Raw genomic sequence first — 26762 nt, 5'->3', positions numbered from 1 at the left:
TGTAATACAACAAAAAACAATATCTAGAAATAATAAAGGCACAAAAAAAGCCTATCAAAATGATAGGCTCTTTCTCAAAATGAGTCAATTTGTTCTTGATCGGTACTATAGTTTGTACTCTTCTATTTTTCGGTACAGCGTTGCTGCACCGATTTCCAGCAAACGTGCTGCTTCTGCTTTATTACCACCGGTATGTTGTAATACTTTGTGTATATGTACGCGTTCCATTTCGGACAGCGACATAGCAGATGTCGTCGTTACCTTTATTCCTTCACCTTGCATGTCCGAAGGTAATGTTCCCACTTCCAGGGTATGCCCATCAGACAAAATAACACTACGTTCGATTACATTCTTCAACTCCCTGATATTACCTTTCCACTCGCTATGCTGTAATGCGGAAAGGTATTCATCCGTTATGTACAGTGGCTTCTTCCCAGCTTTTAATGAAAAATCCTGCGTATAGTGAAGTGCTAAGTCTTTGATATCTTCCTTTCGCTCCCTCAACGCTGGCAGATGAATAGCAAAGACAGACAGCCGATAAAAAAGATCACTACGAAAAGTTTCCTTCGCTATTTCTTCTTCGAGATTCCTATTCGTCGCCGCAATAATACGGACATCTACTTTAGTAGGCTTAGAATCTCCAACTTTAAGAAATTCACCTGTCTCCAGCACACGGAGTATTTTGGCCTGTAATTCGAGCGCCATTTCTCCTACCTCGTCCAGGAATATAGTGCCTTTATGTGCCTCCTCAAATAAGCCCTTCTGATCTTTATTTGCTCCCGTAAAAGCACCTGCCCGATGTCCAAAGAGTTCGTTCTCCAATAGTTCCCTACTGAAGGCAGAACAATTGATCGCTACAAAACTCGCTTTCGAACGGTTACTTTCCTGATGTATAGATTGCGCAAAAACCTCTTTTCCCGTACCCGTCTCTCCAGTCAACAACACCGTCGTGTCTGTTCTCGCAACTTTTTTAGCCAATTCAATAGTCCGTTGTAATACTTTTGATTTACCAACGATTTTTTCAAAGGCATACTTTTTCACTAACCGATTTTCCAGTTGATTGACCTTCTTAGCTAGAGAAGCCTTATCATAAGCTTTGTATAGAAGTGGAATTATTTTATTATTATCATCACCTTTAGTGATATAGTCAAACGCACCGTTCTTTATAGCCTGTACACCATCCGGTATATTACCATAAGCGGTCAATAGTATAACTTCTACATAGGGATGCTTATCTTTTATGAGTTTTACGGTATCGACACCGCTTCCATCAGGTAGCTTTACATCGCAGATTACGACATCGATATCAGTCAAGTCCAACCGTTTTAATCCCGATTTGATATCATCGGCCTGAAAAACTTCAAAACCTTCCAGACCAATGATTTTGGCCATCAGCTGTCTCAGCTTATCTTCATCGTCAATTATGAGTACTCTATTCACGTTTTATAGCTATAGTATATGCGAAGCTATAAAATTCTTGCTAGCTTTTAAAGATTCCGGCGTACAAACCAGGGCTGGTGTACAACATAATAAAAAAGTCCACCTGCAAAATAAGCCAGTACATCGCCCCAATCTGCCGTATTATAATCCGTGAGATGAGGCATTACACCTTCAAAAACAACAGCTGTCAACAAGGAATAACAAAGTATATGCAATAAAGGAAAAGCGAAAGGTTTACCATGATTGAAAAGCGTGCAACCCAAGACCAAAGCAAAATGTACAACTACAGGCACAAAAACAAAATCGGTCAACCAGCTATTTACAAAAGGAATCGGAGTTCCTGCCTGTCTCGAGAACCGGACCAAAAACCAACAACCCCAATATAAAATATAAAGCGGGTCGGCCAGCTCCCGCACTAATGAGCAAAAGAGATGGCTATTAACATAGCGATAGCTCCGCATACCATTAATGTCATAAACATTACAAATCCCAAACGCTTACCAAACTTCTTTGTCGGTGAGTCATCGGGTTTGATATCCATTATTGTTTGTTTAATCTCCTGGTAAGTTGACTTAATCCAGCCTTCTTTTTTACCACTCATAGCTTTTTGCTTATTTTCTACAAATGTACTTAAAGTTTTTGATTTTAGAACAATTGTTCTAAATTTGAATAATGAATACCAAAGATAGAATCTTACAAGCTGCTCTAGCCCTCTATAATCAGGAAGGTATACGGAGCGTAACAACCCGTCATATCGCTACTGCAATGGGAATCAGTCCGGGTAATCTTCATTACCATTTTAAGCATACCGAAGATATTATACAGGCTCTTTTCGGGCAGCTTACTGCATCCTACGATCAGATTGTACAAGATATTGCACAGCACAGCATACAAACTATTGAAGAACTGCATCAGTATATCGATTCATCATTTCATTTAATCGAGACTTATCGGTTTATATTTATAAATTTTGTGGAATTAGCCAGCTGGATTCCCAGTATACGCGAGGCCTATCAACAGTTGATTTCTAAACGCGAGAAGGAGTTTTCACACCTCTTTAACAATCTAGCGCACAACGGCGTATTCCGCACAGATATTTCTAGTACCCTACAAAATAGACTTGTACGCCAGCTCTTCTTGATTTCCGACTTTTGGATATCCGCCAACGAACTCACCGATCAGCTACGTGGCGAAGAAGCACTTGCTGTGTATCGAGAAGATGTTCTTTCTATCTTCGTTCCGTATTTAAACTAAGGAAAAGAAAAATCAAAAAGCCATTATAAGAGCACGAATACTCCTATAATGGCTTTCTTAGCTTCAAAAGATTAATGTATTAGTTTAGTAATTGCTCCAACTTCGTAGACAATTCCTTTCCCCGTAGATTTTTACCCAATATCTTACCATCCGGACCTATAAGAAAATTCTGAGGAACTGCACGCACACCATATAGTAGTGCTGCTTCATTTTTCCAAAACTTCAAATCGCTCACATTGGTCCAAGTGAGTTTATCTTCCTCTATGGCTTTCAACCAATTTTCCTTTTTTCCGTTTTGATCCAAAGAGACCCCGAGCACCGTAAAGTTCTTGTTCTTAAACTTCTCATAAGCGGCCACCACATGTGGATTCTCTCCTCTACATGGACCGCACCACGATGCCCAAAAATCCAGAAGAACATATTGACCACGAAAGTCCGACAAACTTACTGGCTTATCATTGACGTCATTCTGCGTAAAATCGGGAGCCTGTGCTCCTATGCGGGTGGCATGCAATACCTGAATCTGCTTTGCAACCTGCTCTCCCTTTGTAGACTCTCCTATTTTAGCCTCTAGACGAGAAAGGAGCTGCAGAAGCTCTTCACTATCTCTATTCGCTTTCACCAGTTCCTGTAGCGCTATCAGACTGAAATAGGAACCATTATTCTCGGCAACAAAACGAGCTAACTGATCTATACGCTGATAAGAGGCATCCATCCCTGCTTTACGGATACGGATAAGATCTTCTCCATTTCGCCCTTCACTCTTACTCACCTGTGAATAAGCTCGATTGAGACTATCAATTTGCCGATCGAGATCCGCTGTACTCGCACGGTATTTCAGGTATTCTTGCTGAATAGCCGTCCCCTCTACGATAAAATCTTCCAAGGACAGCCCATTCGTGATGCGTGTTGTTCCGCCATCCACATAAAAAGCAGTTCGTTTAGCCTCTTGCATACGTGGGGCATAGGACTGACCCTTCCGTACCAAATAAAGTGTGACCAATGTAGGTTCATCCACACTCCCTTTAAAACTAAATTTTCTATGCTTAACTAAGGACGAATCGAGCTGTTCCTGCCCTCCCTGCTTATATACTTTATAAACCTTCTCATACGCCGTACCTTTCTTCAGTTGTCCCTTTATCGTGTACCCCGACTGCGCCATAACCGCAGACAGTCCAAGAAAAAAAGAACAGCCCAATCCCACAGCTTTCTTTACATTATTCTTTTTCATCGATTTACTTTTTACCTGTTACTGCCCACTTCGACTTATAATACCAACGTGACGGGCATTTTTCCAACACTTCTCTTATTCTAGCAGCCTGATCCAGCGTTATCGAATTTTTACGGCTCGACCCAGCCATAACATTAAATGTGGTAAACATGCGCTCTTCAAAATATTCTCTCTTGTAAATACCAAATTCCATACCTGTATATACATCCGTATCCGGGCAATAATCGGTATCTCCGTCAAAAAGCTCATATTCACTCTTTCCTGTGCTCGAATTATATTTAAGTTTGGCTTCCATTTGAAACAGTCCTAAATGATAGCCTATCACTGTGGACAAATCAAATGAATTGTTTGCATTGTTGCTATCCCATTGCGAGGGGTTAAAAAACTCACTCACACTGAATATGATACTCACATCCGTTACATCCTTTATTTCTTTTTCGTCCCATGCAGGCACCTCTCTCGCAGGTATTCCAGGTATAGCTTTCTGCCCTTTCAATATCATGGTAGGCATAGGCGCTATGTAAGAAGAGCTACCGGTTTGGGACCAATTGTCTGCAAACTTACAGAGATAGATGTTTAGATATTGTGCTGGGTTCCAAAGCTCTTTAGCAATCGCTGTCTTATATCCTGCTAAGTTCATATTTTCTGCCACATTGACCCGGCGTAATCCACGCTCCTGTAAGAGATTCCCTTTAGGGTCATATTTGGCCAATACAAACTTGATTTTTGCGTGGCCACCGTTAGGATCCTTAGATGCTATTTTATTATATACCCGATTGAGGTAATCCACTTTCTCTTGTAATATAGTTGAGGATGCCTCATAGGTAGGACGTACGGTCGCTGGAGGGATCATCAGATGGAACATCAATGGAATCTCCAGTTCCTCCCAACCTGCAGAGACTTCGTCTTTACGTATTGTTATGGTCAGTTTATCCGAAGTTATCGCCCCCCCTTTTGCATAAAACTGTTGTGTCACCGCCTCTCCTGCTTCTGGTTTATACCGATTGTTCGCTAACAATCTACCGTCTGCAAAATATACTTTCACAAAATCCGGTGATATCCGATCCTTGGGGATCAAAAAAGTATCCAACACGCTTTCCTCCGAATACACTATTTCTTTTCCAATCGTCTCCTTTTTTAACTTCAAAACCTCCTTAATCCCATAAGCCAAATAGCGAAACTCCATTTCAGCCGTACCATCAGCAAGGACAGTCTTATGGTCGGACACCAATTCTATAATTTTTATTTCCTCATCCTGTATAGGATTCTCAAATGTTGCAAATTCATCAGGCTTACACGATTGCGCAAACAAAGAGACCACCCCTATTAAGTATACTATATTTTTAAAACTCTGTTTCATGATATCTAAATGTATTACCACCCTGGATTTTGTTCGATCTTATTATAATTCAACTCAGAGGCCTCTGGTATTGGCATCGTATAGCGATAATCATTTGCTTCCAACATATACGTCTCCCTACCAATTCCCTTATCCCCTGCTGCATCTCTTTTTATTGACATCCGATTCCTTTTCATGTCAATCCACCGCATATCTATCTCAGCGACCAACTCTTTACGACGTTCTTTACGTAAAATCTCCAAAAAATCCTGATCATTGATTGCTGCATCAACAGATGATCTATTTTTGATAAAAGCAACTAACCTTTGCTTTGCTTCCGCTTTTTTTCCATTCATCCACTCCGCCTCGATCTGCATCAAGTGTACATCAGCAACCCGAAACAGCACTTGATAATCCTCTACAGACAATATTTTAAACACATACTTATTGAAGTTATTTTTGGCATCGAAAAAAGCTTCTTTACGGATATCACTTGGAGCATATAAACTCAACAATTCAGGACTCGGCATCATTCGTGTAGATCCTACGCCCCAGAGAGATGACGTATTATTCCTTGGAGGAATCGACCAAGCAATAGTCAAAAAATTGAATGGATTCTCTTTAAAATAACCAATGGTAGCGGGCTTCATCGTAGCATTAATCTCCGCGACAGTAGCTTCCAAGGGATATCTTAAAGTGATTTCATTGCTATACTTTTCTACTTCTTGCCAATCCGACTCCTCCTTTGCAATAGTCGCAGATTTGTACATATGCACCTGAGCTAGGATATGATGTATAATATTAGGATTATGAAAAACATTCCAATTGGATTTGTAACCTCCCAAAGTCAAAGCCTTGTGCAGATCGCCAATAATAATCCGATACACGTCTTTCTGATTACGCCGTGGAATACCTCTAAACTCATTAAGATCAAGATTCAGCGGAATACCTAGATTTTCTTGATCTAAGGGTGCAAAATACTGCTGTAACTTTAACGCAAAATAAGCGCGCAGCACCAATGCCTCTCCGATTACTGTGGCATATTCCGCTTCACCTTTAAAACGCTCTGCTTCTGTAATAACCGAGGTCAGATAACCGATATGTGAATAAAGTTGATACCAAGCCCTATTTGCAGTACTAAATCCCTTCCAATCTTTATTCTCAAAATACTCAGGTTCATACTTCTTCGAATAGCTATTGCTCAATACCGTCATCATATCTGCATCATCCGAATAAAATAAGAAACCAGCCATTAAATCCCGATTATAGGGCCAGGAAATCTTCCTACCATTGTAGCTTATCTGAAAATTCTCTTTCACCGTCATCGAGCTGAGGTAAGATGACATCATCATTTTAACCTCTGGCATACCATTCACTACGAGTGTATCTTTGGGCTGTAATTCTAAATATTTGTCGCAGGAGGCAAAAAGTGTCAACACGGCCGCGACGAGTATATATATAATCTTCATTGTTCTCAACTATTTAAAAACCAACATTTATATTAAGGTTAAATTGCTTAGCACTTGGATAACCAAATGCACCCATCGTCTCCGGATCGATACCACGGTACTTCGTTGCCGTAAATAAATTTTGGATATTGCCTACAAACTTAAGACTACGCATCCCCATGCGCGAGGCCAGTTTCGGATCTAGCGCATAGCTCAACGAGACATTATTCATTTTTAGATAGGCTCCTTTTTCCAGCTTCGAAGAAAACAGATAACTGCTAATGGCCGACCTTGACCTTAGGTTGTACGAAGGCACGTGAGTCACATCCCCCACCTGTCTCCAACGGAATTGCTCATCAGCAGGAAGATTATAACGCGCCGCACCAAATGGTGTCCCCATGTTAGATGCAAAGGAACGTATAAGATGCCCACTCATAAAAGTGAAGTGCGTAGACAAACTCAATCGACCATAGGAAAAGGAAGTTCCGAATCCGCCACTCGTCGGAGGATACGACAGACCCAGATATTGAAGCGCACTATTCGTAAACTCGGTGTCCATGTCAATGTAATAATTTCCTTTCCCATCCGGATGTCCTACAGGTTGTCCATTCGCATCTCTCGCACTGATATAGGCCAATGCGTTACCTGTTGCAGGATCTACCCCTGCGAATTCATAACCATACCAAGAGCCAGCACTATATCCCTGCAAGAATGTTTTCTGAGAATCATTATTTGACATGATAGGCAGGTCTGTGATTGACTTATTATACGTATCAATAATCTTATTTTTGTTAATAGCCAGATTGAAATTTGTTGACCATCTGAATCTCCCCTGATCAATATTAACACTGTTTATAGAGAATTCCCAACCACTATTTCGTAGACTGGCCACATTAGCGCGTACATAATCCCTACCTGAAGAAATAGCTACTTTCATATTATCCAACAGATCCGAGGTCACATTATTATAATAGTTGACCTCTCCGTTGATACGGTGATCAAACAAGGCAAATTCCATTCCCAGACTACGGTCCTGCTTACGTTGCCATTTTATCGTGGGATTAGCGGGAGTGATAGAATTAGGCACCTTCTCCCCTTCGTAACGATACGATGTACTATTATTCTTTAAGATAATAAACGGATAGGCATTGCGGTCTATACTTCCCGTAAAACCGTAAGAACCTCTAAAAGAAAGCGAACTGATAAAATCGAACCGTTTCATAAAATCTTCTCGAGACATATTGTACCTAAAACTGGCATTCCACAAGGGTGTAAACCTATTGCCTGTTCCGATGATATCGACACCATCCATTCTGTAACTACCGCTCAGGACATATTTCCTATCATAGGTATAGGTAGCCGTTCCATAAAATGAAGCCGATCTTTTCTGCTGTTCACTACGCCCGAATAAAGATATAAGGCGTAATTTATCCGCACCTGCGCCTTGGAGGTCAGGAAAGCCCACTAAACCATACTGTTCGTCAAACTCAGGTGAGTAGTAATAAAATGAGTTACTGCGATCATCCGAAATCTCTTGCCCCAATGCCGCCGTTACAAAGTGCTTTTGATTCCAGGTATTTGCAAAATCAAATTGATTACGCCAGGTATAAGCCAGTGATCGTGCGGAGTTCTCCCGTAGTGATCCGTTATTCAGATAATCAGCAATCTCCTTCTCTTGGTACAGCGAGTTGAGCCATGCCTCTGCTTTAGAGGTATAAGATCCTGCAGCATACATACGATCTCCTACATTATTATTCACCGCATAGGTCCCCTGTGTGTAGAAAGTTAGGTAATCAAGCATGCGGTATTCCAGTTTGACATTGGCCTGCGTGCTGTTATACTTACTATGTGAGGTATTATTCCGCATCTCCTCCAATATATTGAAGTCATAGCGATACCCTTCCTTGATAACACTTAGATCAGGAAAATACGAATAGTCATAGGCATAACTGCCATCGGCATTATAAGGACGTTCATAAGGATTGGCAAATGTGGCATACTTTAGAGGATCCACTATAGAAGCTGTATTGCGGTCATTTTTATTCGCGTTTATCAAATCAAAAAAGACACGTAATTTACTGTTAAAGTCATGTGTTATTTTGATTGAGGCTCCGTAACGTTTGTAGACATTATTCTCTAAGACCCCCTGTTGTGTCAGATAATTCAGCGAGGTATAGAACTGTGTTTTATCAGTACCTGACGATAGGCTTACACTATTATTCTGTGTAAATCCGGTTCTAAATACCTCATCATACCAATTGGTATTGATCTGACGCAACTCTTCGATACGCGCCAAACCTTCTGCGGACGTCATTTTCCCTCTTTCGATAGCGTCTAGATAACGGAATACCCTTCCATCATTCTTGAGATGAGGAAAGTCATTATAGAGTCCGATCTCAAAATCTACTTTTTGCGCCCCTGTCATCATATGCAATTTACTCTTCGGCGCTTCGTCGATACTGATAGATGAGCTCACATTCAGATAACTGCTGCCCGATCTTCCCCTTTTTGTTTTAACGACAATCACCCCATTGGCGGCGCGCGAACCATATATCGCTGTCGCAGCAGCATCTTTTAAGATCGTAATACTTTCGATATCATCGATAGGAATATTACCAATACCTGAAGTGGCGATAGAATTCTGCAAATCGGCCCCTCCCAATCCTAAATTGGGCATATCCCCCTGCATCGGCATACCATCCACAATCCAAATAGGATTCATATCACCTGTTAGCGAGTTCAATCCACGGATGCGCAATTGTGCTGCTGCCCCTGGCTTACCGGAGATGTTCATCGCTGAAAGCCCTGCAACGGTACCTTTCAAAGCCTGATCCATCGATGTAAAACCTTTTTCCGCAAAATCCTTCTCTGTTAATGTCACGGCTGCCCCCGACATATTCTCTCTTTTTACCGACTGATATCCCGTCATCACCACCTCATCGATATATTGATTTGTCCCTTCCATATCGATCGACATATCCAATGGGTTTCCCGTGTAACTAATCGATCTCACATAGGGCTTCATTGCAATATGTTTCGCCAGTAAATCGTACATACCATGCTTCAGACTTTTAAAATGAAAGCGCCCCCTTTCATCGCTGGTTACGGTCTCTTTTCCTATCGTAACCGATGCTTTATCCAATGGCAGACCAGAGTCTTTGTCTCTTACTATTCCCACAAGTGCGTACCGCTCTTGTTTTGGTTCTGTTTTTACAACATCATGGGGATGGATAACGATCGTATTATTATTAATGCTGTATCCCAGATTAGCCGAAGCCCCCAATTGTTTCAAAAATACAGCAAGATCTCCACTTGTGTTTTTGAACTGTAGTAGCTGATTTTCATTCATCTGCTCCGACTGCCAGAGCACATTCATTCCCGTCTGTTTCTTAACATCCTTAAAAAACTGACTGACGGTGATTTCGCTTTTTGACAGCTTGACTTGCTGCGCGTGCGCCACAGAACAAGCCAGCCCTACCGACAAGGCCAGGTAAAGTCTCTTCATAAAAAGTAAAATTTAGTGATTGATAATTGTATAGTTATTATTGTGATTACATATCTATATTACCCCGCTTTCTTGACCAAAAGGCGTGACCCTTTAATCTCAAACCGTACAGCCCTCGTCATTTCGAGTACATCCAAGAGGTCTTTGAGCTTAGCAAATTTGTCAACTGAGCCATTCAAATGAATACGCTTCGTATCTAATTCCGGAGCCACCTCTATCTCCACATCATACCAGCGGGATATCCGTCTTAGTATCGTCTCTAGGTTTTCATTGGCAAAGACAAACGAGCCATCCATCCAAGCCTTTATTTCGGAAGCATCCACTTCCTTAATCTTTATCTTCCCGTCAGGCCCGACAGCACTCTGTTGGTTTGGTTTCAAAAGCTGTTTGATTCCGGTTAGTGTTGCCATAACTTCGACTTTTCCTTCTATTAGCGTCGATAGTACATCCGCATCTTCTTTATACGCAGAGACATTAAATTGCGTACCCAATACCTGTATTTGCTGTGATTTGGTCTTTACCAGAAAAGGTTCGTAGCCTCCCCCATGCATACTGGTCAACTGTCGGGACTGTACCTCAAAATAAGCTTCACCATCCAGTTCGACCTCTCGTTTTCCTCCCACGAATCGATCGGGGAAACGTAGGGAAGAGCCTGCATTAAGCCAAACCTTCGTTCCATCTTCTAACACCACCCCATATTTGCTCCGCTTAGGAACGATCAATGTGTGATAGGTAGGAGCCTGTTCTGCCAAAAAGGTTTCTGCCATAGAAGAATAACTCACCCACCCTTCTCCAGTCTTTCTAATACCTTTTCCAATTTCCTGTCCCCCCTTTATATTCATATTGCCATCCAGTACGATTTGGTCACCGTTACCCAAAACCAATACTGCTTTTTCCTCCCCTTCCTGAACAACAGTAATATTTGCAACATCCTGCACAGGATTAGCAGTGTTATTGTCACGCTGCCATAGATACAGACTACCCAAGACACAGACTAAAACAGCTGCAGCAGCGACTGTTCTATAAAAGCTTTGGAGACCGACATAACGACGTTTTCTCACTTGTAACAGTCCTTTTTCACTCAATCGAGAACGGATCTCACGGAGATCATCAAGCACCTCCAGTTCCGTAATGGCATGCTTTTGAACAGGCCCTAGGACTAACCATTCCTCGAGCAATAGCAATTCTTCTTTGCTAATACTTCCGTTCTGGTATTTCTGTAGTAATTCTTCTAGATTATTATTATCCAACTTCATATTTTGGTTCAATCATACTAAGGACAGTTTACCCGAACCAAAGGGTTATTGAAATCTTTACTTTTTTATTTCTTTTAAAATAAATAGATGAAAAGTACACCTAGATTCCGCTTTAGAGTTTTTAAAGCCTTATGCATATGATTCTTTACAGTCTCTTCCGAGATGCCCAATGTTTCCGCTATTTCCTTACGGGATAGATTTTCCTTACGGCTGAGCTCGAACACTTCGCGCATTCTTGGATGAAGTCCATCTATCTCCCGCTCAATGATTTTTTGCATTTCCCTTTCACGCATCAGATAATCTGTCCCTTTGGGTTCCACAGTATCTAAGAAGGACAAAAAAGAATCAATATATCTCGTCTTCACCTTTTCACGACTGATCTGATTGAGCATCGCATGACGAATCGCCGTATATAAGTATGCAGTAAGATTACTGGATATTTCGAGTACTTCCCTTTTTTCCCACAGCTTCAGGAAGAAGTCATGTACCAGATCCTTGGCACCATCCCTATCTTCCCATCTTTTGAGCACAAACAAATATAATGGACCACTATATCGCTCATAAATCTCAGTGTAAGACGATGTATCTCCGTTGCGGAGACCATTGACCAGCTCTAAATCCGAAAGTATCCTATCCATACCAAACTGACATTTTATTATTTTGAAAGATTCAAAAAAATTAAAATGGAGCAACAAAAGTATATATTTATTCTCAAAATACAATCAAGCTCCCTATCCACACATATTTACGGAACGGCACATTATTCACAGATTATTCTTATTTTTCCACTTTCAACCGATACCCCTCACCCATATGCAAGATATAGATAACTTACAAAAGAGTATAACAGTGGGCACACTCCATACCAAAGCCGCACCCTTTGTGTATCAGTCCTCTCTTTATCAGATCCTCCTTTTCGATCAAGAGGCTATCGTGCAGATAGACTTCATACCCTACGTGATTCCACCGCAGTCCATCCTCTTTCTCTCTCCCTACCAGCACCTATCGTTTACAGGAGATATTACTGTTCAGACACAACGACTCCGCTTCCATGGCGATTACTACTGTATCGAATACCACAAAAAAGAAGTCGCCTGCAACGGGATATTATTCAACAACATCTACGTACAGCCCTATGTTACTGTCCCGCTCCCTCTATTCCATCAGATCGAAGAAATTTTTCTTAAGATAGAGAACGAGATTAAACCTATATACCAACATTCGGACGCTATTATCAAAGCTTATCTTCAGCTCATTCTCGCACTCTGTAGCAAGGAGAAGAAATCGATCATGAAAGATTTTCTACCACTCGAACTTCAGGATAATACCCTAGCATATCAGTTCCAACGAGAGCTCGAGCGCGCATTCCGTCAGCAAAAGACCGTCGTTTATTATGCTGATCAAGCCCATTTAAGTGTCGATAGATTTAGTAAAAAAATTAAACAACAACTTGGAAAACCGCCTTCTACCCTAATCCAGGAACGCACTATATTAGAAGCAAAAAAAATGCTACATCTCACTTACCTACCTATCAAAGAGATTGCAGAACAACTTCACTTTCACGATGAGCACTATTTCAGTCGGTATTTCAAAAAACATGTCGGAATATCACCCTCACAATACCGCGAGCAGGTAGGGATCTCCATTGTGGCAAAATAGTCTACGGAATAACCGCTTTTGTCCATTTTACAGCATATTCCCTCCTTGTACTTTTGTGTATACAAAAGATATTACAATGGAAAGACAACCTCTTTTACAGTTCTTGGCAAATGCACAACGAAACTTTATCCACTTTATCCGCATCAGCATATTCATCGTGATGGCCTGGATAGGCGGACTTAAAGCTTTTCCTTATGAAGCCGACGGTATCGTCCCTTTCGTAGCCAACAGTCCCTTCATGAGTTTCTTTTATAAACATCCAGCGCCAGAATACCAAAGCTATAAGAATCCAGAAGGCAAGACCGTACAAAAAAACATAGATTGGCATATCTCTAATGGTACTTATCTATTTTCATATGGATTAGGGACGGTCATTGTATTGATCGGCATTCTCACCCTTGCAGGTATATGGTCTGCCAGGCTCGGTCTTATCGGAGGTTTACTGACCTTCGGAATGTCTTTAGTCACTTTATCCTTTCTTATCACTACGCCCGAGGTCTATGTGCCCAATCTCGGCGGAGACTTTGCTACCCCCCACTACGGTTTTCCCTACCTCTCCGGAGCAGGACGTTTAGTACTTAAAGATATTATCATGCTTGCTGCCGGTCTGATTGTCGCATCAGATGCCGCACAACGCCTAGTACCCCCCCTTAACAATAGTTAAACCCATAAAAAAAAGAAAAACAAATAACTACTCACAACTTTAATAGATACAATCTATGCAATAATTCTATTCCCACCTTTCTGTTTTCCCTATTTTAGCCGTGCATATCCAGCAATCACACACAAAAGCTGTTATCAGCTACTAAAAAGGAGCGGGTACTTTATGTATTTTTTCAAACTGGATAAGCCTTTTTCAACGGCTATTTTAAAGTGTAGATTTAGATACGTGTATAAAAATATGCCATTGCCAAACATAATTTAAAACCCCGGGAGGGATTCATATTTTAATTTTATAGTAAGCGATGACAAAACTTATCAATTTAAATGTTTTCAAAGATTTTTTTCAATCGAGCAATGCGGGCGGTATCCTCCTGTTTATCTGTGTGATCCTGTCCATGGTTTTAGCCAACACCGATTTTGCCGTCCCACTGCAAAATATACTCGATCACCCTTTGGGGTTTGAAAATGAAAGTATCCACCTACGGTATCCTGTTCTACTCTGGGTCAATGATGGTTTGATGGCCATATTCTTTCTTTTGGTAGGCTTAGAGATCAAGCGTGAGATCGTCGAAGGAGAGCTATCATCACCACAGAAAGCTTCTTTACCTATCCTATGTGCCATAGGAGGAGCTATTGTTCCTGCCCTTGTATACCTTAGTTTTAATGCGGGTCAAGAGACGGCATCCGGTTGGGGTATACCTATGGCTACCGATATAGCATTCGCTCTAGCTGTTATCAACTTATTAGGAAATCGTATCCCCAGTAGCCTTAAGATCTTTCTAGCCGCCCTCGCCATTGTTGATGACCTCATTGCAATTTTAGTGATTGCGTTTTTCTATTCTTCCGGTATCGAGACCACCTATTTGCTATATGCGGCCATAGGCTTGGTTATCCTCCTAATCATGAATAGAATGAATGTGCTCAACCCCTACCTTTACCTCATTCCTGGAGTATTTATTTGGTATTTTGTACACCACTCCGGCATCCATGCTACGATTGCAGGTGTATTGGTTGCAATGACTATCCCGACCAATGATACTGATGTAGAATCACCATTAGAACGACTTGAACACGCACTTACAAAGCCAGTCAATTTTCTCATCATTCCACTATTTGCCTTTGCCAACACCAACATCACGCTAGAGCATGAAATGGTTGCTGGGCTCACCTCCTCTTTAGGATTAGGAATTTCCCTAGGCTTATTGTTAGGTAAGCCGGTCGGTATACTATTAACATCGTTTTTATGTACCAAGTTAAAAATAAGCAGCCTTCCCGAAAGCGCAACCTGGCGTCATATATTAGGAGTGGGGCTTTTGGCAGGTATCGGATTTACGATGTCTATTTTCATAGCCATTCTTTCTTTTGGAGACCCCTTACATATATCCGAGGCAAAACTTTCCATCTTGGTTACGTCTCTATTAGCCGGAATCATTGGATACCTAGCCTTGCGTTCTAACAAAACATACCCCAACTAATCTATGGGGATTATATCAGAGCGGGGTTTTCTAAAAGCTTTTTAGAAAACCCCGCTCTGATTATATACTCCATTACCTATTGACACGTGCCACTTTCACCTTATCCGATCCCAGTTTTGTTTTCAACCAATTCTCTAACGTTGTCAAAGAAGCAGTTTCCAGGTCCTTATTTGCACTGTAAAGCAATACATTTTCATGATAACTACTATCTTGATCGACCACTACCAATTGCTTCCCAATCGAAAAAGGTACCAGATCAGGAAATAGAATAGTAATCTCCTTTATCAATTGCTTATCCTCAAATGTATATCCGGATAGCTGCTTTCTCAAATTCTGAATAGTAAAATCCTTCTCGGACACATTATAAGATTGTCTATTGATCTCCTGCAGGATATCTTGCTTCAGGTCTGTACTGTCCTGCCGTATGTGCAGCTCCGTATCGTTTATTCTGTAGGCTTCCAATCGGTCATTTATCTGGGCGAGCTCGACATTTGAAAACCGCTTATCCAAAAATGCCAGTTCTACTTTCTTGGGTCGGCTATTAAAACTGATCTTCTCATAAATCAGCGTATACCCCTTGTCTACAAACTCATTTTTGACAAATAATTCTACATTCTGCGAGTATTTTTTCTCCTGCAATAAGGCATAAGCCAGATAAGAGCTGGGTACCAACATCACCACGATCAGGAAAGATACTGTACGCGTAATCCTTTTTTCTTTATCGGCATCGACAAATTTAACCTTAGGATACTTCAACAGCTTGACAATCAAAAATGTCGAGATGCAGATAAAGAAACAATTGATGGTATAGAGATACAACGCTCCTGCAAAATAACTTATATTGCCGATTGCTAAACCGTATCCTGCCGTACATAAGGGAGGCATCAACGCTGTAGCGATCGCTACCCCAGGAATAGGATTTCCTTTTTCGACCCTCGTAATGGCTATCACGCCGACCAAGCCTCCAAAAAAAGCGATCAGCACATCGTATATATTAGGGGAGGTTCTTGCCAAAAGCTCTGACTGTGTCTCTTTAAAGGGACTCAAAAGAAAATAGATAAAAGACACCAACAAACTGACCAAAGTAGCGATCAGCAAGTTCTTCAGCGACTTTTTCAACAGGTCAAAATCATAGGTACCTAAGGCAAACCCCGCCCCCACAATCGGACCCATCAATGGCGAAATTAACATAGCACCGATAATCACCGCAGTAGAATTGACATTAAGTCCTACAGAGGCCACCACTATAGCACAGGCCAGAATCCATAGATTGGCCCCACGGAAGGAGATATTGGACAATACATTATCTAACACCTTTTCTTTGGAATCTTCACCTTGGTGTAGATTAAAAAATTCGTAAACCTTATTCATTCAATAAAAATATAATTAAGCTATTTGCCCTTAAAAAACATACGAAAAGGCAAAAAAGTTTGTACGCGACACCATATTTCACCCGACTATATACACCGCAAATAGCATATTTACAACTACTGCTAAAACGTTATTGTAAAATATATTTGCATATGTGTAAACAATACACTACCTTTGTAGTATCATAATTTAGGTTTATAATTGGTTATAAAAGGTTTTCATTCTCCCCGTTTGAAAACCTTTTTCTTTTGGTCAAAACCGTTATCTTGCAACCTATTTCCCTAATCCATTTTTATACGTATGTAGTGCCCTGTCCCTTGCGAAAGCATGTTCTACAATCCGATTCATTGCTTTCGATTCAAACTCCGGATTCCAGCGTTTCACATAGATCAATTCTTTATCAAATTTGCGTAATTGCTCTTCGGGATTAAAAACACGGAAATAAAGAGCTGCATCACAACCACAGCCCGCAGCCCATTGCCAGTTACCCACGTTAGCGCTGCAATCATAATCCAATAATTTTTCAGCAAAATAGGCCTCTCCCCATCTCCAGTCAATCAATAGGTGTTTAGTGAGAAAACTCGCTACAACCATCCGTACCCGGTTATGCATAAATCCCGTTTCATTGAGCTCACGCATCCCTGCATCCACCAACGCGTATCCCGTCTCTCCATTACACCAAGCCTCAAACTCCTTTTCGTTATTACGCCAGGCTATTCCTTCATAAGCCGATTTAAAACATTTTGTTTGAGAATCAGGAAAGTGAAATAAAATCTGCATAAAAAACTCTCGCCAGATCAACTCATTCAACCATGTTTCATTACACTTTAGCGCTAAGGAAACACACTCCCGTATAGATATCGTTCCAAAACGAAGGGCTACGCCTAACCTCGTTGTACTATCCAAGGCAGGAAAATCCCTAAACTTATCATACTCCCTAACAGCACCTTCGTCCAAAACTGGTTTTACAAAGGTCAGATCCGTCTGCTGAAAACCGATATCTTCCAAAGTTGGTATTTCTTCGAATGGAAGTTTTTTGAACCTTTCGGCATCCATTTCAAAAGGAAGCAGACTCTCCGTCGTCAGCTTAGCTTTCCATACCCTACTGTAGGGCGTAAAGACGGTATAAGGTGATCCATCTTTTTTCAGCACATCCGACTTTTCGAATATGACCTGATCCTTGAACGATCGAAAGCCTATTCCTGCGCCATCGGCCCAATTCTTAATAAGTTCATCCCGTTTTATCGCATCGGGTTCATAATCCGTATTACAAAAAACGGTCGTAACCTGATAATCCGATTGAAGCTTCTCAAATACAGCCAACGGCTTTCCGACATAAATCCTTAGATCCGTACCAAACACCAGCAGTTCCTGTTTCAGCCTGATCAATGCCCGATGGATATAATCTACGCGTCGATCATAAGAATCGGGTAGCTTCTTCAGAATATCGGTATCAAATATAAAAACAGGAAGTACCTCCTCCCCACTTTTTAAGGCCTGAGATAGAGCGTGATTATCATTCAACCTCAGATCCCGACGAAACCAAAAGATACTTACCCTTGCTTTATTTACATCCATATTAATACCTCGCTACCTAGTCTTCGTAGATGACATATTTGGCGCGCATCTTCTTATAGTCGGTCAGTCCTTTTGCCCAGCTAGCTCGTATTTCCCTTTCGCTAGCACCTCTCTCAATCTGTTGGCGAAGATCATCGACACCCGACAGATTCTCAAACTTGCCGATCTGGTCCGAAAAACTCCGGTCAAAAAACTTATCTTTTTCAGGAGATTTTTGGTACAGCTCTATAATCCACGAAAGATTCAGCTTTTTGCTCCTTACTAACTCCCCTACATCATAAGTTCTTAAATCCAGTCCATAACATACCTCATTCATAAAAAGCGGTCTCTCGCTCATTCCCTTTTTACTTACTGGCGTAAAAGAAAAATCGTAAATCCCTTTGTAGGCAGGACTTCCGATGATAGTGAAAGGATAATCCGTCCCTCGACCGTGATTGACCTTGACACCTTCAAACAGACAGGTACTTGGATAGAGCAATATACTTTGTTCCGTATTTAGATTTGGAGAAGGGCTTACCGGCAACTTATACAGCATGTGATGAGCATAGTTTTCTACAGGTATAATTTTGAGTTTACACTTCGTCGTCGATGTCATCCATCCTTCACCGTTGATCATCTGTGCAAATTCGGCTGTCGTCATACCGTGTGCTATAGGCACCGGGAACTGTCCTATACCCGACTTATGTTTCATATCCAATATCGGTCCATCGATAAGATACGCATTAGGATTGGGCCGATCCAGAATCAACATTTCCTTTCCCTGTTCGGCACAGGCCTCCATAATATCGCGTAATGTATTGATATTAGTATAAAACCGAACCCCCATATCCTGCACATCGAAAATAAAAATATCCACATCAGACAGATCCTTTGCAGAAGGTTTTTTTCTATTTCCATACAGTGAAATAATCGGGATGTTGGTTTGGGCATCCACCTCATCATGCACCTCAGTGCCATTACTCGCATTACCTCTAAAACCATGTTCAGGTCCAAATATCTTAACAATGTTCACCCCTAAGGTTAATAAACTATCCACCAAATGTTTATTTCCCACAATCGTAGAGGGATTCCCCAAAATAGCGACCCGCTTTCCTTTAAGATAGGGTACATAGCGCTCAGTTTGTTCGGCGCCGGTCCTAATCCGGTCATTACAATAGTCCAATGCCGGCTGTGCTTTCAAGATCCACACACTTGATAACAACACCAGAAAGCTAAAAAAAAACTTTATTCCAATATTCATATGTATTTAATTTGATTTTCATCTGCCATCCGCCAACTGGCGGATCCAAAGTATATTATGCACGATTAGTTGCAATTAGTGAGCATGCTGCTTCACGGTCATTGGTGTTTGTGCAGTTCTGCTACATGGATATTTCATAAACAGAGGATTACGATAAAAATTATTTCTAAAATAAAAAAAAATAAGATAATATAAGGATGTTCCGTTAAACCATTTTAGATGAATGCAGTTGATTTATAGCTATCCCTTAGGACTACCAAAGAGACAACAGGCAGCATACCATGCATTTACAAATGACAGACATACCATATTCAGGGGACTACGCACATTCGTTATTATCAAAAAATATTCGTATATTTGGGCATTATCACAAAAGGCCTCTATTTCTTATCCTTGAGCCAAGTCCGCTGCTACTTAAGAACATACACCTTTCATTATTATATTTAATCTTTAATTCTATTAAATGGCTAAAAGTCAACTTACATTCAACAAAAAAGAACGCGCTAAGAAAAAACAACAGAAGAAACAAGAAAAGCAAGAAAGAAGAGAAATCAATAAATCCAACAACAACAAAGGTAAGTCGTTGGAAGAAATGTTTGCTTATGTGGATGAATTCGGTAACATTTCGGATACCCCTCCTACACAGGTTTACAAGTTCAAAGAAGAAGATCTTCATCGTCCTGTTGAGGATGAGGACGAGTTTCTTTACGGTAAGGTATCCTATTACAACGATACCGGAAACTATGGTTTTATCCGGGATAATCAATCCCGCGACACAGTCTATTTTAATGACAAACTAGCAGGTAAAACCTTATCGTTGAATCAACAGGTTAAATACAAATACATCAGAACCAAACAAGGCAATCAGATTTCAGAAGTAGAACTGATCTAATTTTTGTTCATAATTTATTCATATTTAGGAAGGTTGCCCGAGATAAAAACAGGCAACCTTTTTTTTAATGTCCACCCACTCCTTCGGCCTGTGTGTGTTTATCCTGTGGTAACATCCAACGAATGACAAAATACAACGCTATTGCCGAAAAAGCCAATATACTCCCCGTCCCCAGCCACAACATATCAAACCCCAGCTGATAAACAATCTGCGTTCCTAATAATGGGGTAATTATAAAGGAAAACGAAAAACTCATTCCGTTCAATCCCATGTAAGCACCTTGGTTTTGTTTTCCTGAACGAAGTGCCGTGATAGTAGACATAAATGGAAGCACCAGTATCTCACTGACACTTAACAAAGTAATCGACAATATCAAGATCGAGAAATGGTGATCCAATGCTAGAATTGCGTAAGCCACGGCACACAACAAAGCACCATACAGTATCGTCTTTGCTATGGATAGATACTTGTCTGCAAAATTAACGACTAGCATCTCCAACAACACAATAATAAACCCACTATAGCCCAGCACATACCCGATTGTTGCCTGATCCATTTTGGCTACCTCTTTGTAGAAAATAGGAATAGTATTGAAAAACTGAAAAAAACAGATCGAAAAGATCGTACAGAAAAAACAGAAGATAAGAAACGGTACATCCCGATAAGGAGACTTCCCTTTTTCTTTCGTGTTTGCAGTAAGTTCTTCAAGATGCTTCTGTCGTTCCTGTACCTTAGCCTGAAACAATTTATGTCTTTTTCTAAAGAATTTAACATATACAATCCCAGCTATCAGCGCTCCGGTTGTATTGATCGCAAACAGGAACTCATAAGAAATGGCCGATAGAATCCCTCCTAAAGCAGGGCCTATCGAAAACCCCAGATTAACCGCCATCCTATTCAGCGAAAATGCTCTTGTCAGGTTCTGAGGTTTCGCATACTTAGTAATTGCCACCGAGTTGGCCGGTCTAAAAGTTTCACTGATAATACTCTGCAGCAAGATAATCCCCGCCATCCCTTCTACCGTCGGGAATAGGGGAATCATAATAAACAGCGGAGCACTCAAAAACAAGCTAAGACTCTGCACCCTGTACTCTCCAAATCGATCCGTAAAAAATCCACCTAACCAAGAGCCGATCACAGAACCAATGCCATAAAAGCTCAACACGATACCAGTATGTGTAATATTAAAGTTTAGATGCCCTGTCATATATACACCTAAAAAAGGTATTACCATAGATCCTGTCCGATTGATCAACATCACAATAGAGAGCATCCACGCTTCTTTAGATAATCCTTTAAAAGAATCGGTATATACGCGTAATATATTCATTGGCTATTTCTAATTAATACTTCAAAAAAATCGCTTATCTGCCCAAAAGTACGAAAATCTCCGTACAGCGGTGTATTTACCCAATATTATGACAGAAAATGAAAAAACAGATCTTTAAATGTAAATACCGAAATAATATCAGAACATCGTACCAGAATATCCTTTTTTCTACAAAATATTCGGAAACCATAGCCCATAGCCAACAAAATCAAACAGATATCCTATTTTTGTCCTTAGGGTTATACCCCTGACCATGTACCTTCCATTGGGATTAAAAGTTATAGCCTTAGGAATGGAAGATAAAGCTAAACAACAACATGCAATACTGGAAAAAGATTAATTTTGAAGAACAAAGACAGCACATTAGCGATGCGCTCTCCAAGAACATAGACTATCAAAAAATAATTACCTTAGGTGTACCGGGATCCAAATTAGATAGCCAGGTATTCTACGACCAGGCCACCTTTTTGAAAGAAGCTCCCTTTCTTCAATCTATCGTTCAGAACCCCAACCATATCGGGTGTCATACATTGGGAGATTCTGAACCCTATTTTGCAGGAACGCAAGAGATAGAGCGCGAAGTTATCAAAATACTGGGTGAAGATATATTGAAAGCAAAAAGCAACGCCTGCGACGGTTATATTGCGACCGGTGGCACCGAGGCTAATATCCAAGCCTGCTGGATGTACCGTAATCTTTTTATTCAGGAGTATGATGCCCGTCTGGAGGAGATAATAATAATAGCTTCCGAAGATACCCATTATTCGGTACACAAAGCTTCTAATTTACTTCAGATCGATTATCTGCCTATCCCCGTCCACATGGATAACAGGGTCATTATTGCTGACGAACTCGAAAACCTTATTGACCAAGCCAAACAATATGGCAAAAAATACGCGATTGTCATTTCCAATGTAGGTACAACCATGTTTGGTAGCGTAGACAACCCGGATGAATATGCGAACGTGCTGACCAAACACGGCTTTATTTTCAAAATACACATGGACGCAGCTTTTGGTGGATTTATCTATCCTATCGTACAGCGTCACAACAATATAGGCTTTGACAACCCTAACGTTTCATCCGTTACCCTTGATGCCCATAAGATGCTACAGGCTCCTTATGGAACCGGTGTGTTTTTATCCAGAAAAGGATTAATACAACATGTCCTTACCAAAGAAGCTAAATATGTCAACGGTATGGATATTACCCTCAGTGGTAGCCGGTCCGGTGCCAATGCTATCGCCGTATGGATGATCCTCCAGACCTATGGTCCTCATGGTTGGTTAGAAAAATTAAACACCCTACTATACCGGACAAGTGTATGCTGCGCTGATCTTGATCAACTGGGGGTTCGATATTTCAGGCATCCACAGATGAATATTATTACCATCCGTGCATCAGACATGCCGGGAGAACTAGCACAAGAGTTTGGACTCGTACCCGATTCCCACGGCGACAGTTGCCAATGGTACAAGATTGTTGTAATGGATCACGTACAGATCGATGTCTTAAAACAATTTACAGAAAGGCTCGCAGCGGTCAAAAGTTCCGATTAATAAACAACAAATGATACAAAAAGGTCGCTAAGCATAGAATAGCGACCTTTTTTTGTAATTTTGCATATACATCAATTCGATACGTTATGTCAATAGGTACAGAATCCGACTTAATAGGTATGCAGCAAGTGGGCGAAGCCGTAGCTTATGCCTTACGCGAAATGACAAAATATGCACAGCCAGGAATGAGCACCAAAGAACTGGATGACTATGGCGCTAAACTACTAACAGATTTGGGAGCGCATTCAGCTCCACATCTTACCTATGGTTTTCCGGGCTGGACCTGTATCAGTGTAGGCAATGAATTCTGTCATGGTATCCCGTCCGAAGCACGCATTCTACAAGAAGGTGATTTGATCAATATTGATGTATCTGCCGAGCTCAACGGTTACTGGGCTGACAATGGAGGTTCTTTCATATTAGGTAACGATATCCACCAGCATCAAAAATTGGTGGAAGCATCCAAAGAAATCCTGCGCAAGACTATCGACAACATCAAAGGAGGTATCAAGATCGCAGACATTGGGCATCTGATGGAAACTGAAGCCAAAAAGCGCGGTTTCAAAGTTATCAAAAATCTTGGAGGCCACGGTATCGGCAAAAGCCTTCACGAAGAACCGGACGAACTGCTCAACCACCGCAACAAATATGATCAAAGACGGTTCCGCAAAAACAGCGTAGTAGCGATCGAGACATTTATCGCGACAGACTCTACCTATGCAGTAGAACTGAGCGATGGATGGACAATGGTCGGCAACAAAGGAGGATTTATGGCACAGCACGAACATACTATCGTGGTGACAGATACAAAACCCATGATCCTTACAGCAGCCAACGAAGTACTTAACTAAATACAGACCTGGCTATAGCGAGAACCAATAATTGACTTTCATCATAAAAGTATTGGTCGCGGGCAATCCAAACATCCGGTCCAGGTTATTTCCCCAGCCTGGCTGGTATATCATATCATTCCGGGATTGATTGTGTTCCCATACGATATATATGGTAGAGCCCGGCAGATATTCCCAACGTGCCACCAGGTTTGAACGAAACTCATTAAAGCTGAAATCTGGATTTTTGAAGGCATAATCTTGTTTTCCCTCTTTCGCAATATAGTTTCCATCGACCAATTGTATTCCATCCGATGCAAACCTCGTGAACCGATCTCCATATTTTCTGGCATCCATATCTTTCCCTAGTTTAAATCTATCGTACACCGCCGTCGAGGTAAATGGCGAACCGTAATATTGAATCGAAATATCCGGCGTTACATTAAGCTGCAGATTAAGTGTCACTCCGTATGTTTTCTGATCCATACGTCCCAGAATATAGGCATTAGCACCATCAGTTTTCACCGTACTGACATATTGCAGATTATCCTTATTCCAAGCATAATTAAATTGTCCTGCCATACGGAGATGATTCCCAAGACGAACCACCATACTCGGATGTACGGTGTTATACGCCGTAGATTCATCCCAATAATAACGTCCGTTATACTCCATTTTAAACATGATAGGCTTTGCCCTATCTGTACTGACCATCGCATTAGTTTCCAGATTCGTGTTATAGCGCATATCCGGTCCCCCTCGGAGCCTCCTGCTATCTATGGTGTTCCAGTTAAAAGTTTCTTTAATATCCATCTCCACGCGGCGCTTGATACTCAAGCTACGCCAGCGGACTGCAAAATCATTATTGACAGCCTTTCCTCCATAGTTCCACACGTTTTTTTGCGTCAGGTTGATCCCCGCAAAACGGAAAGGACCCCATGGATCAGTCTTACGAAACACCACCTCCGATTCATTGGACTTATAATCGGCCTGTTTCATATAACCGACGTCATTCAGGTCAAATCCTGGCGAAGCCCAACTGAATGTTTGGGAAAAATTCCATTGTGCATTCCCCTTCTTACCTGCTTTGACATAACCGCTACTTCCTTGTAGTGTGGTCTGTTCCGGACGGAGATCCAGATAAGACTGTCCAGACTCCCGCTGATAATAATGTGCAGCATTCTGTTTGGTATTCAAAATTGCCGATGAGGAGCCGTGCAAGGTACTGAACATCCCCTTTGCATCGATATAATAGAGTCGATTGGCAAAATACTGCGTAAAATCAATACCTGCAGCAAAAGCATTCTCGATCAATGCGTCTTTTAGGTGATCCGCCCTAAGATTTCGATTGACCGAGGTCAGCATACCTCCTAATAAGGTATTTCCTTCCCAGTTTTTCTGTACACGCGCCACGGTATAATTGGTCAATGGCTCGGTGATCTCACGGTCTTGCACACCATTCCGCATGACCTGAGACGAGGTCTGTGCTGTAATACTCTCCAAGAGTCCCACCGTCACACCATTTTTATTGGTCCCGGTCAGTTTTAGCGCCCCAAGAATAGGAATAGGATTCGCTGTACTCGCATAATGATCTACATTATCGATTCCTTTCGGCTGATAAGAAGGCATCGCCCCGACCCGTCTGGAGTAAAACATCATCCCCCCCTCATTATTATCAAACTCAAGAATATGCTTACCTTCTAAAAAAAAGGGGCGCTTCTCATCATAGAAAATTTCATAAGCAGACAGATTCATCACTGATGGGTCCAATTCCACCTGCCCATAATCCGGATTGACAGTCAGATCCATCGTAAAATCACTCAAAGCAATTTTAGCATCCAACCCCACATTACGCCCCCAGCTACTCCCGTTCTGGAATGGGCTACCCGAAATTTTAGGTTCTTTACTAAATTTTGCCATAGCATAAGGCAAAAATTCGATCCCTTTAGGTTTTGGCAGATCGGTCATACCATGCATCTCACCAAAGGAAAAAACATGCCCATTGTTTTTTATCGGTATTAGACTCCAGTTCTGTACCTCATTATTGCGACGGATGATGCGGCGTACATGTAGTCCCCATTTTCCATCTTCATTCTCCTGGTTATAACGCAGTTGGCTAAAAGGAATACGCAATTCGGCCGTCCAGCACGAGTCCGTCTTATTGATATGGGTCTGCCCTTCCCACACCGCATTCCAGCTCAGGTTTACCGACAGCTTATCCGTTACCGTTAGATCCGTCTTATTTCCTCCTAGATTAAGATTAAACTCCGATGCTACCCTATAGTCGTGATACGTGTCAAAAGCAATACTGATCAGATCGCCATTGCTATTATCATCTCTATTTCCAATAAAAGCATTCATCGTCTCTGGATGTACATCCTTACAATACACACCGATATAGATATTCACGTCATCATAAAAAAGCTTTACTTTGGTCCATGAACCGGTATATGCACGCTCAAACGGAATGACCTGCGAGAATTTCTCAGACCATTCTCCTTTTTCCTGCCATAAGCTTTCTTCCAACTTACCATCGATACGTGGGCGCTCGCCTTCACCTAGCTTAGTAATGGTATAAACGCGTTTGTAGGCATCTTCAAAAGAGACCACCTCCTTTCTTTCATTATGTTGTGCGCGACTTAAAAAAGAGCATAAGAGACAGCAGAGCAAGGAACAATAATACTTCATGAAT

21 protein-coding genes are annotated in these 26762 nt (G+C 41.3%); 7 read left to right on the top strand and 14 right to left on the bottom strand.

The features are described from left to right. Positions 1-105 precede the first annotated feature (105 nt). From JKG61_RS00170 to JKG61_RS00160, 3 genes are read right to left on the bottom strand one after another with little or no spacing between them, the layout of a single operon-like run. Positions 106-1440 (bottom strand): sigma-54-dependent transcriptional regulator, encoded by a 1335-nt coding sequence (locus JKG61_RS00170; RefSeq protein WP_202100978.1) that lies wholly within the window; start codon positions 1438-1440, stop codon positions 106-108. A gap of 47 nt (positions 1441-1487) precedes the next feature. Then, positions 1488-1901 (bottom strand): hypothetical protein, encoded by a 414-nt coding sequence (locus JKG61_RS00165; RefSeq protein ID WP_202100977.1) that lies wholly within the window; start codon positions 1899-1901, stop codon positions 1488-1490. Next, positions 1856-2041, bottom strand: a complete 186-nt coding sequence (locus tag JKG61_RS00160) for a hypothetical protein (RefSeq protein WP_021070888.1) — start codon at positions 2039-2041, stop codon at positions 1856-1858. The genes JKG61_RS00165 and JKG61_RS00160 overlap by 46 nt, the downstream gene beginning before the upstream one ends. 71 nt (positions 2042-2112) lie before the next feature. On the opposite strand from JKG61_RS00160, the gene JKG61_RS00155 reads away from it, so the two are divergent. Next, positions 2113-2694 carry a TetR/AcrR family transcriptional regulator gene (locus JKG61_RS00155; protein ID WP_202100976.1) on the top strand — a complete coding sequence of 194 codons (582 nt, stop codon included), beginning with the start codon at positions 2113-2115 and terminating at the stop codon, positions 2692-2694. A 79-nt stretch (positions 2695-2773) separates the two neighbouring features. Here JKG61_RS00155 and JKG61_RS00150 read toward each other — a convergent pair whose 3' ends face one another. The 6 genes from JKG61_RS00150 to JKG61_RS00125 all read right to left on the bottom strand — a co-directional run bounded on the left by JKG61_RS00150 (position 2774) and on the right by JKG61_RS00125 (position 12111). Next, positions 2774-3925 carry a TlpA disulfide reductase family protein gene (locus JKG61_RS00150; protein ID WP_202100975.1) on the bottom strand — a complete coding sequence of 384 codons (1152 nt, stop codon included), beginning with the start codon at positions 3923-3925 and terminating at the stop codon, positions 2774-2776. A 4-nt stretch (positions 3926-3929) separates the two neighbouring features. Then, a complete protein-coding gene (locus tag JKG61_RS00145) occupies positions 3930-5285 on the bottom strand; it encodes a hypothetical protein (RefSeq protein WP_202100974.1) in 1356 nt (451 codons plus the stop codon). Positions 5286-5299: 14 nt separating this feature from the next. After that, a complete protein-coding gene (locus JKG61_RS00140) occupies positions 5300-6733 on the bottom strand; it encodes a RagB/SusD family nutrient uptake outer membrane protein (protein ID WP_202100973.1) in 1434 nt (477 codons plus the stop codon). Positions 6734-6746: 13 nt separating this feature from the next. Next, complete coding sequence (locus tag JKG61_RS00135) at positions 6747-10217, bottom strand: SusC/RagA family TonB-linked outer membrane protein (RefSeq protein WP_202100972.1); 3471 nt, start codon at positions 10215-10217, stop codon at positions 6747-6749. 59 nt (positions 10218-10276) lie between these two features. Beyond that, on the bottom strand, positions 10277-11473 hold the full coding sequence (locus tag JKG61_RS00130; RefSeq protein ID WP_202100971.1) for a FecR family protein: 1197 nt from the start codon (positions 11471-11473) through the stop codon (positions 10277-10279). A 74-nt stretch (positions 11474-11547) separates the two neighbouring features. Next, positions 11548-12111 carry an RNA polymerase sigma factor gene (locus JKG61_RS00125; RefSeq protein WP_202100970.1) on the bottom strand — a complete coding sequence of 188 codons (564 nt, stop codon included), beginning with the start codon at positions 12109-12111 and terminating at the stop codon, positions 11548-11550. Positions 12112-12286: 175 nt separating this feature from the next. On the opposite strand from JKG61_RS00125, the gene JKG61_RS00120 reads away from it, so the two are divergent. The 3 genes from JKG61_RS00120 to nhaA all read left to right on the top strand — a co-directional run bounded on the left by JKG61_RS00120 (position 12287) and on the right by nhaA (position 15270). After that, positions 12287-13132: a helix-turn-helix domain-containing protein gene (locus tag JKG61_RS00120; RefSeq protein ID WP_202100969.1), complete on the top strand. Its 846-nt coding sequence runs from the start codon at positions 12287-12289 to the stop codon at positions 13130-13132. Positions 13133-13208: 76 nt separating this feature from the next. Further along, positions 13209-13796 (top strand): reactive chlorine resistance membrane protein RclC, encoded by a 588-nt coding sequence (gene rclC / locus JKG61_RS00115; RefSeq protein WP_202100968.1) that lies wholly within the window; start codon positions 13209-13211, stop codon positions 13794-13796. Positions 13797-14097: 301 nt separating this feature from the next. Beyond that, positions 14098-15270 carry a Na+/H+ antiporter NhaA gene (gene nhaA, locus JKG61_RS00110; protein WP_202100967.1) on the top strand — a complete coding sequence of 391 codons (1173 nt, stop codon included), beginning with the start codon at positions 14098-14100 and terminating at the stop codon, positions 15268-15270. Positions 15271-15342: 72 nt separating this feature from the next. Here nhaA and JKG61_RS00105 read toward each other — a convergent pair whose 3' ends face one another. From JKG61_RS00105 to JKG61_RS00095, 3 genes are all read right to left on the bottom strand, one after another. Further along, positions 15343-16641 carry a DUF389 domain-containing protein gene (locus JKG61_RS00105; protein WP_202100966.1) on the bottom strand — a complete coding sequence of 433 codons (1299 nt, stop codon included), beginning with the start codon at positions 16639-16641 and terminating at the stop codon, positions 15343-15345. Between the two features lie 273 nt (positions 16642-16914). Further along, complete coding sequence (locus JKG61_RS00100) at positions 16915-18219, bottom strand: cryptochrome/photolyase family protein (RefSeq protein WP_202100965.1); 1305 nt, start codon at positions 18217-18219, stop codon at positions 16915-16917. A 16-nt stretch (positions 18220-18235) separates the two neighbouring features. After that, the gene (locus JKG61_RS00095) at positions 18236-19459 is read right to left on the bottom strand and encodes an exo-beta-N-acetylmuramidase NamZ family protein (protein WP_202100964.1); all 1224 of its coding nucleotides are present in this window, start codon (positions 19457-19459) and stop codon (positions 18236-18238) included. A 463-nt stretch (positions 19460-19922) separates the two neighbouring features. On the opposite strand from JKG61_RS00095, the gene JKG61_RS00090 reads away from it, so the two are divergent. Then, a complete protein-coding gene (locus JKG61_RS00090; protein ID WP_202100963.1) occupies positions 19923-20351 on the top strand; it encodes a cold-shock protein in 429 nt (142 codons plus the stop codon). Positions 20352-20415: 64 nt separating this feature from the next. Here JKG61_RS00090 and JKG61_RS00085 read toward each other — a convergent pair whose 3' ends face one another. After that, the gene (locus JKG61_RS00085; protein ID WP_202100962.1) at positions 20416-21681 is read right to left on the bottom strand and encodes an MFS transporter; all 1266 of its coding nucleotides are present in this window, start codon (positions 21679-21681) and stop codon (positions 20416-20418) included. A gap of 317 nt (positions 21682-21998) precedes the next feature. Here JKG61_RS00085 and JKG61_RS00080 point away from each other — a divergent pair, with 317 nt between their 5' ends. Continuing rightward, the gene (locus JKG61_RS00080) at positions 21999-23240 is read left to right on the top strand and encodes a pyridoxal phosphate-dependent decarboxylase family protein (RefSeq protein WP_202100961.1); all 1242 of its coding nucleotides are present in this window, start codon (positions 21999-22001) and stop codon (positions 23238-23240) included. Positions 23241-23326: 86 nt separating this feature from the next. Then, a complete protein-coding gene (gene map, locus JKG61_RS00075) occupies positions 23327-24091 on the top strand; it encodes a type I methionyl aminopeptidase (protein ID WP_202100960.1) in 765 nt (254 codons plus the stop codon). A gap of 12 nt (positions 24092-24103) precedes the next feature. On the opposite strand, the gene JKG61_RS00070 is transcribed toward map, so the two are convergent. Then, a complete protein-coding gene (locus tag JKG61_RS00070; RefSeq protein WP_202100959.1) occupies positions 24104-26758 on the bottom strand; it encodes a DUF5916 domain-containing protein in 2655 nt (884 codons plus the stop codon). Positions 26759-26762 lie beyond the last annotated feature (4 nt).

It is taken from the genome of Sphingobacterium faecale, assembly GCF_016746095.1.
Classification (GTDB): Bacteria; Bacteroidota; Bacteroidia; order Sphingobacteriales; family Sphingobacteriaceae; genus Sphingobacterium; species Sphingobacterium faecale.
Note: the sequence above shows the minus strand (reverse complement) of the source record. Positions and strands in the feature narration are given on the sequence as shown.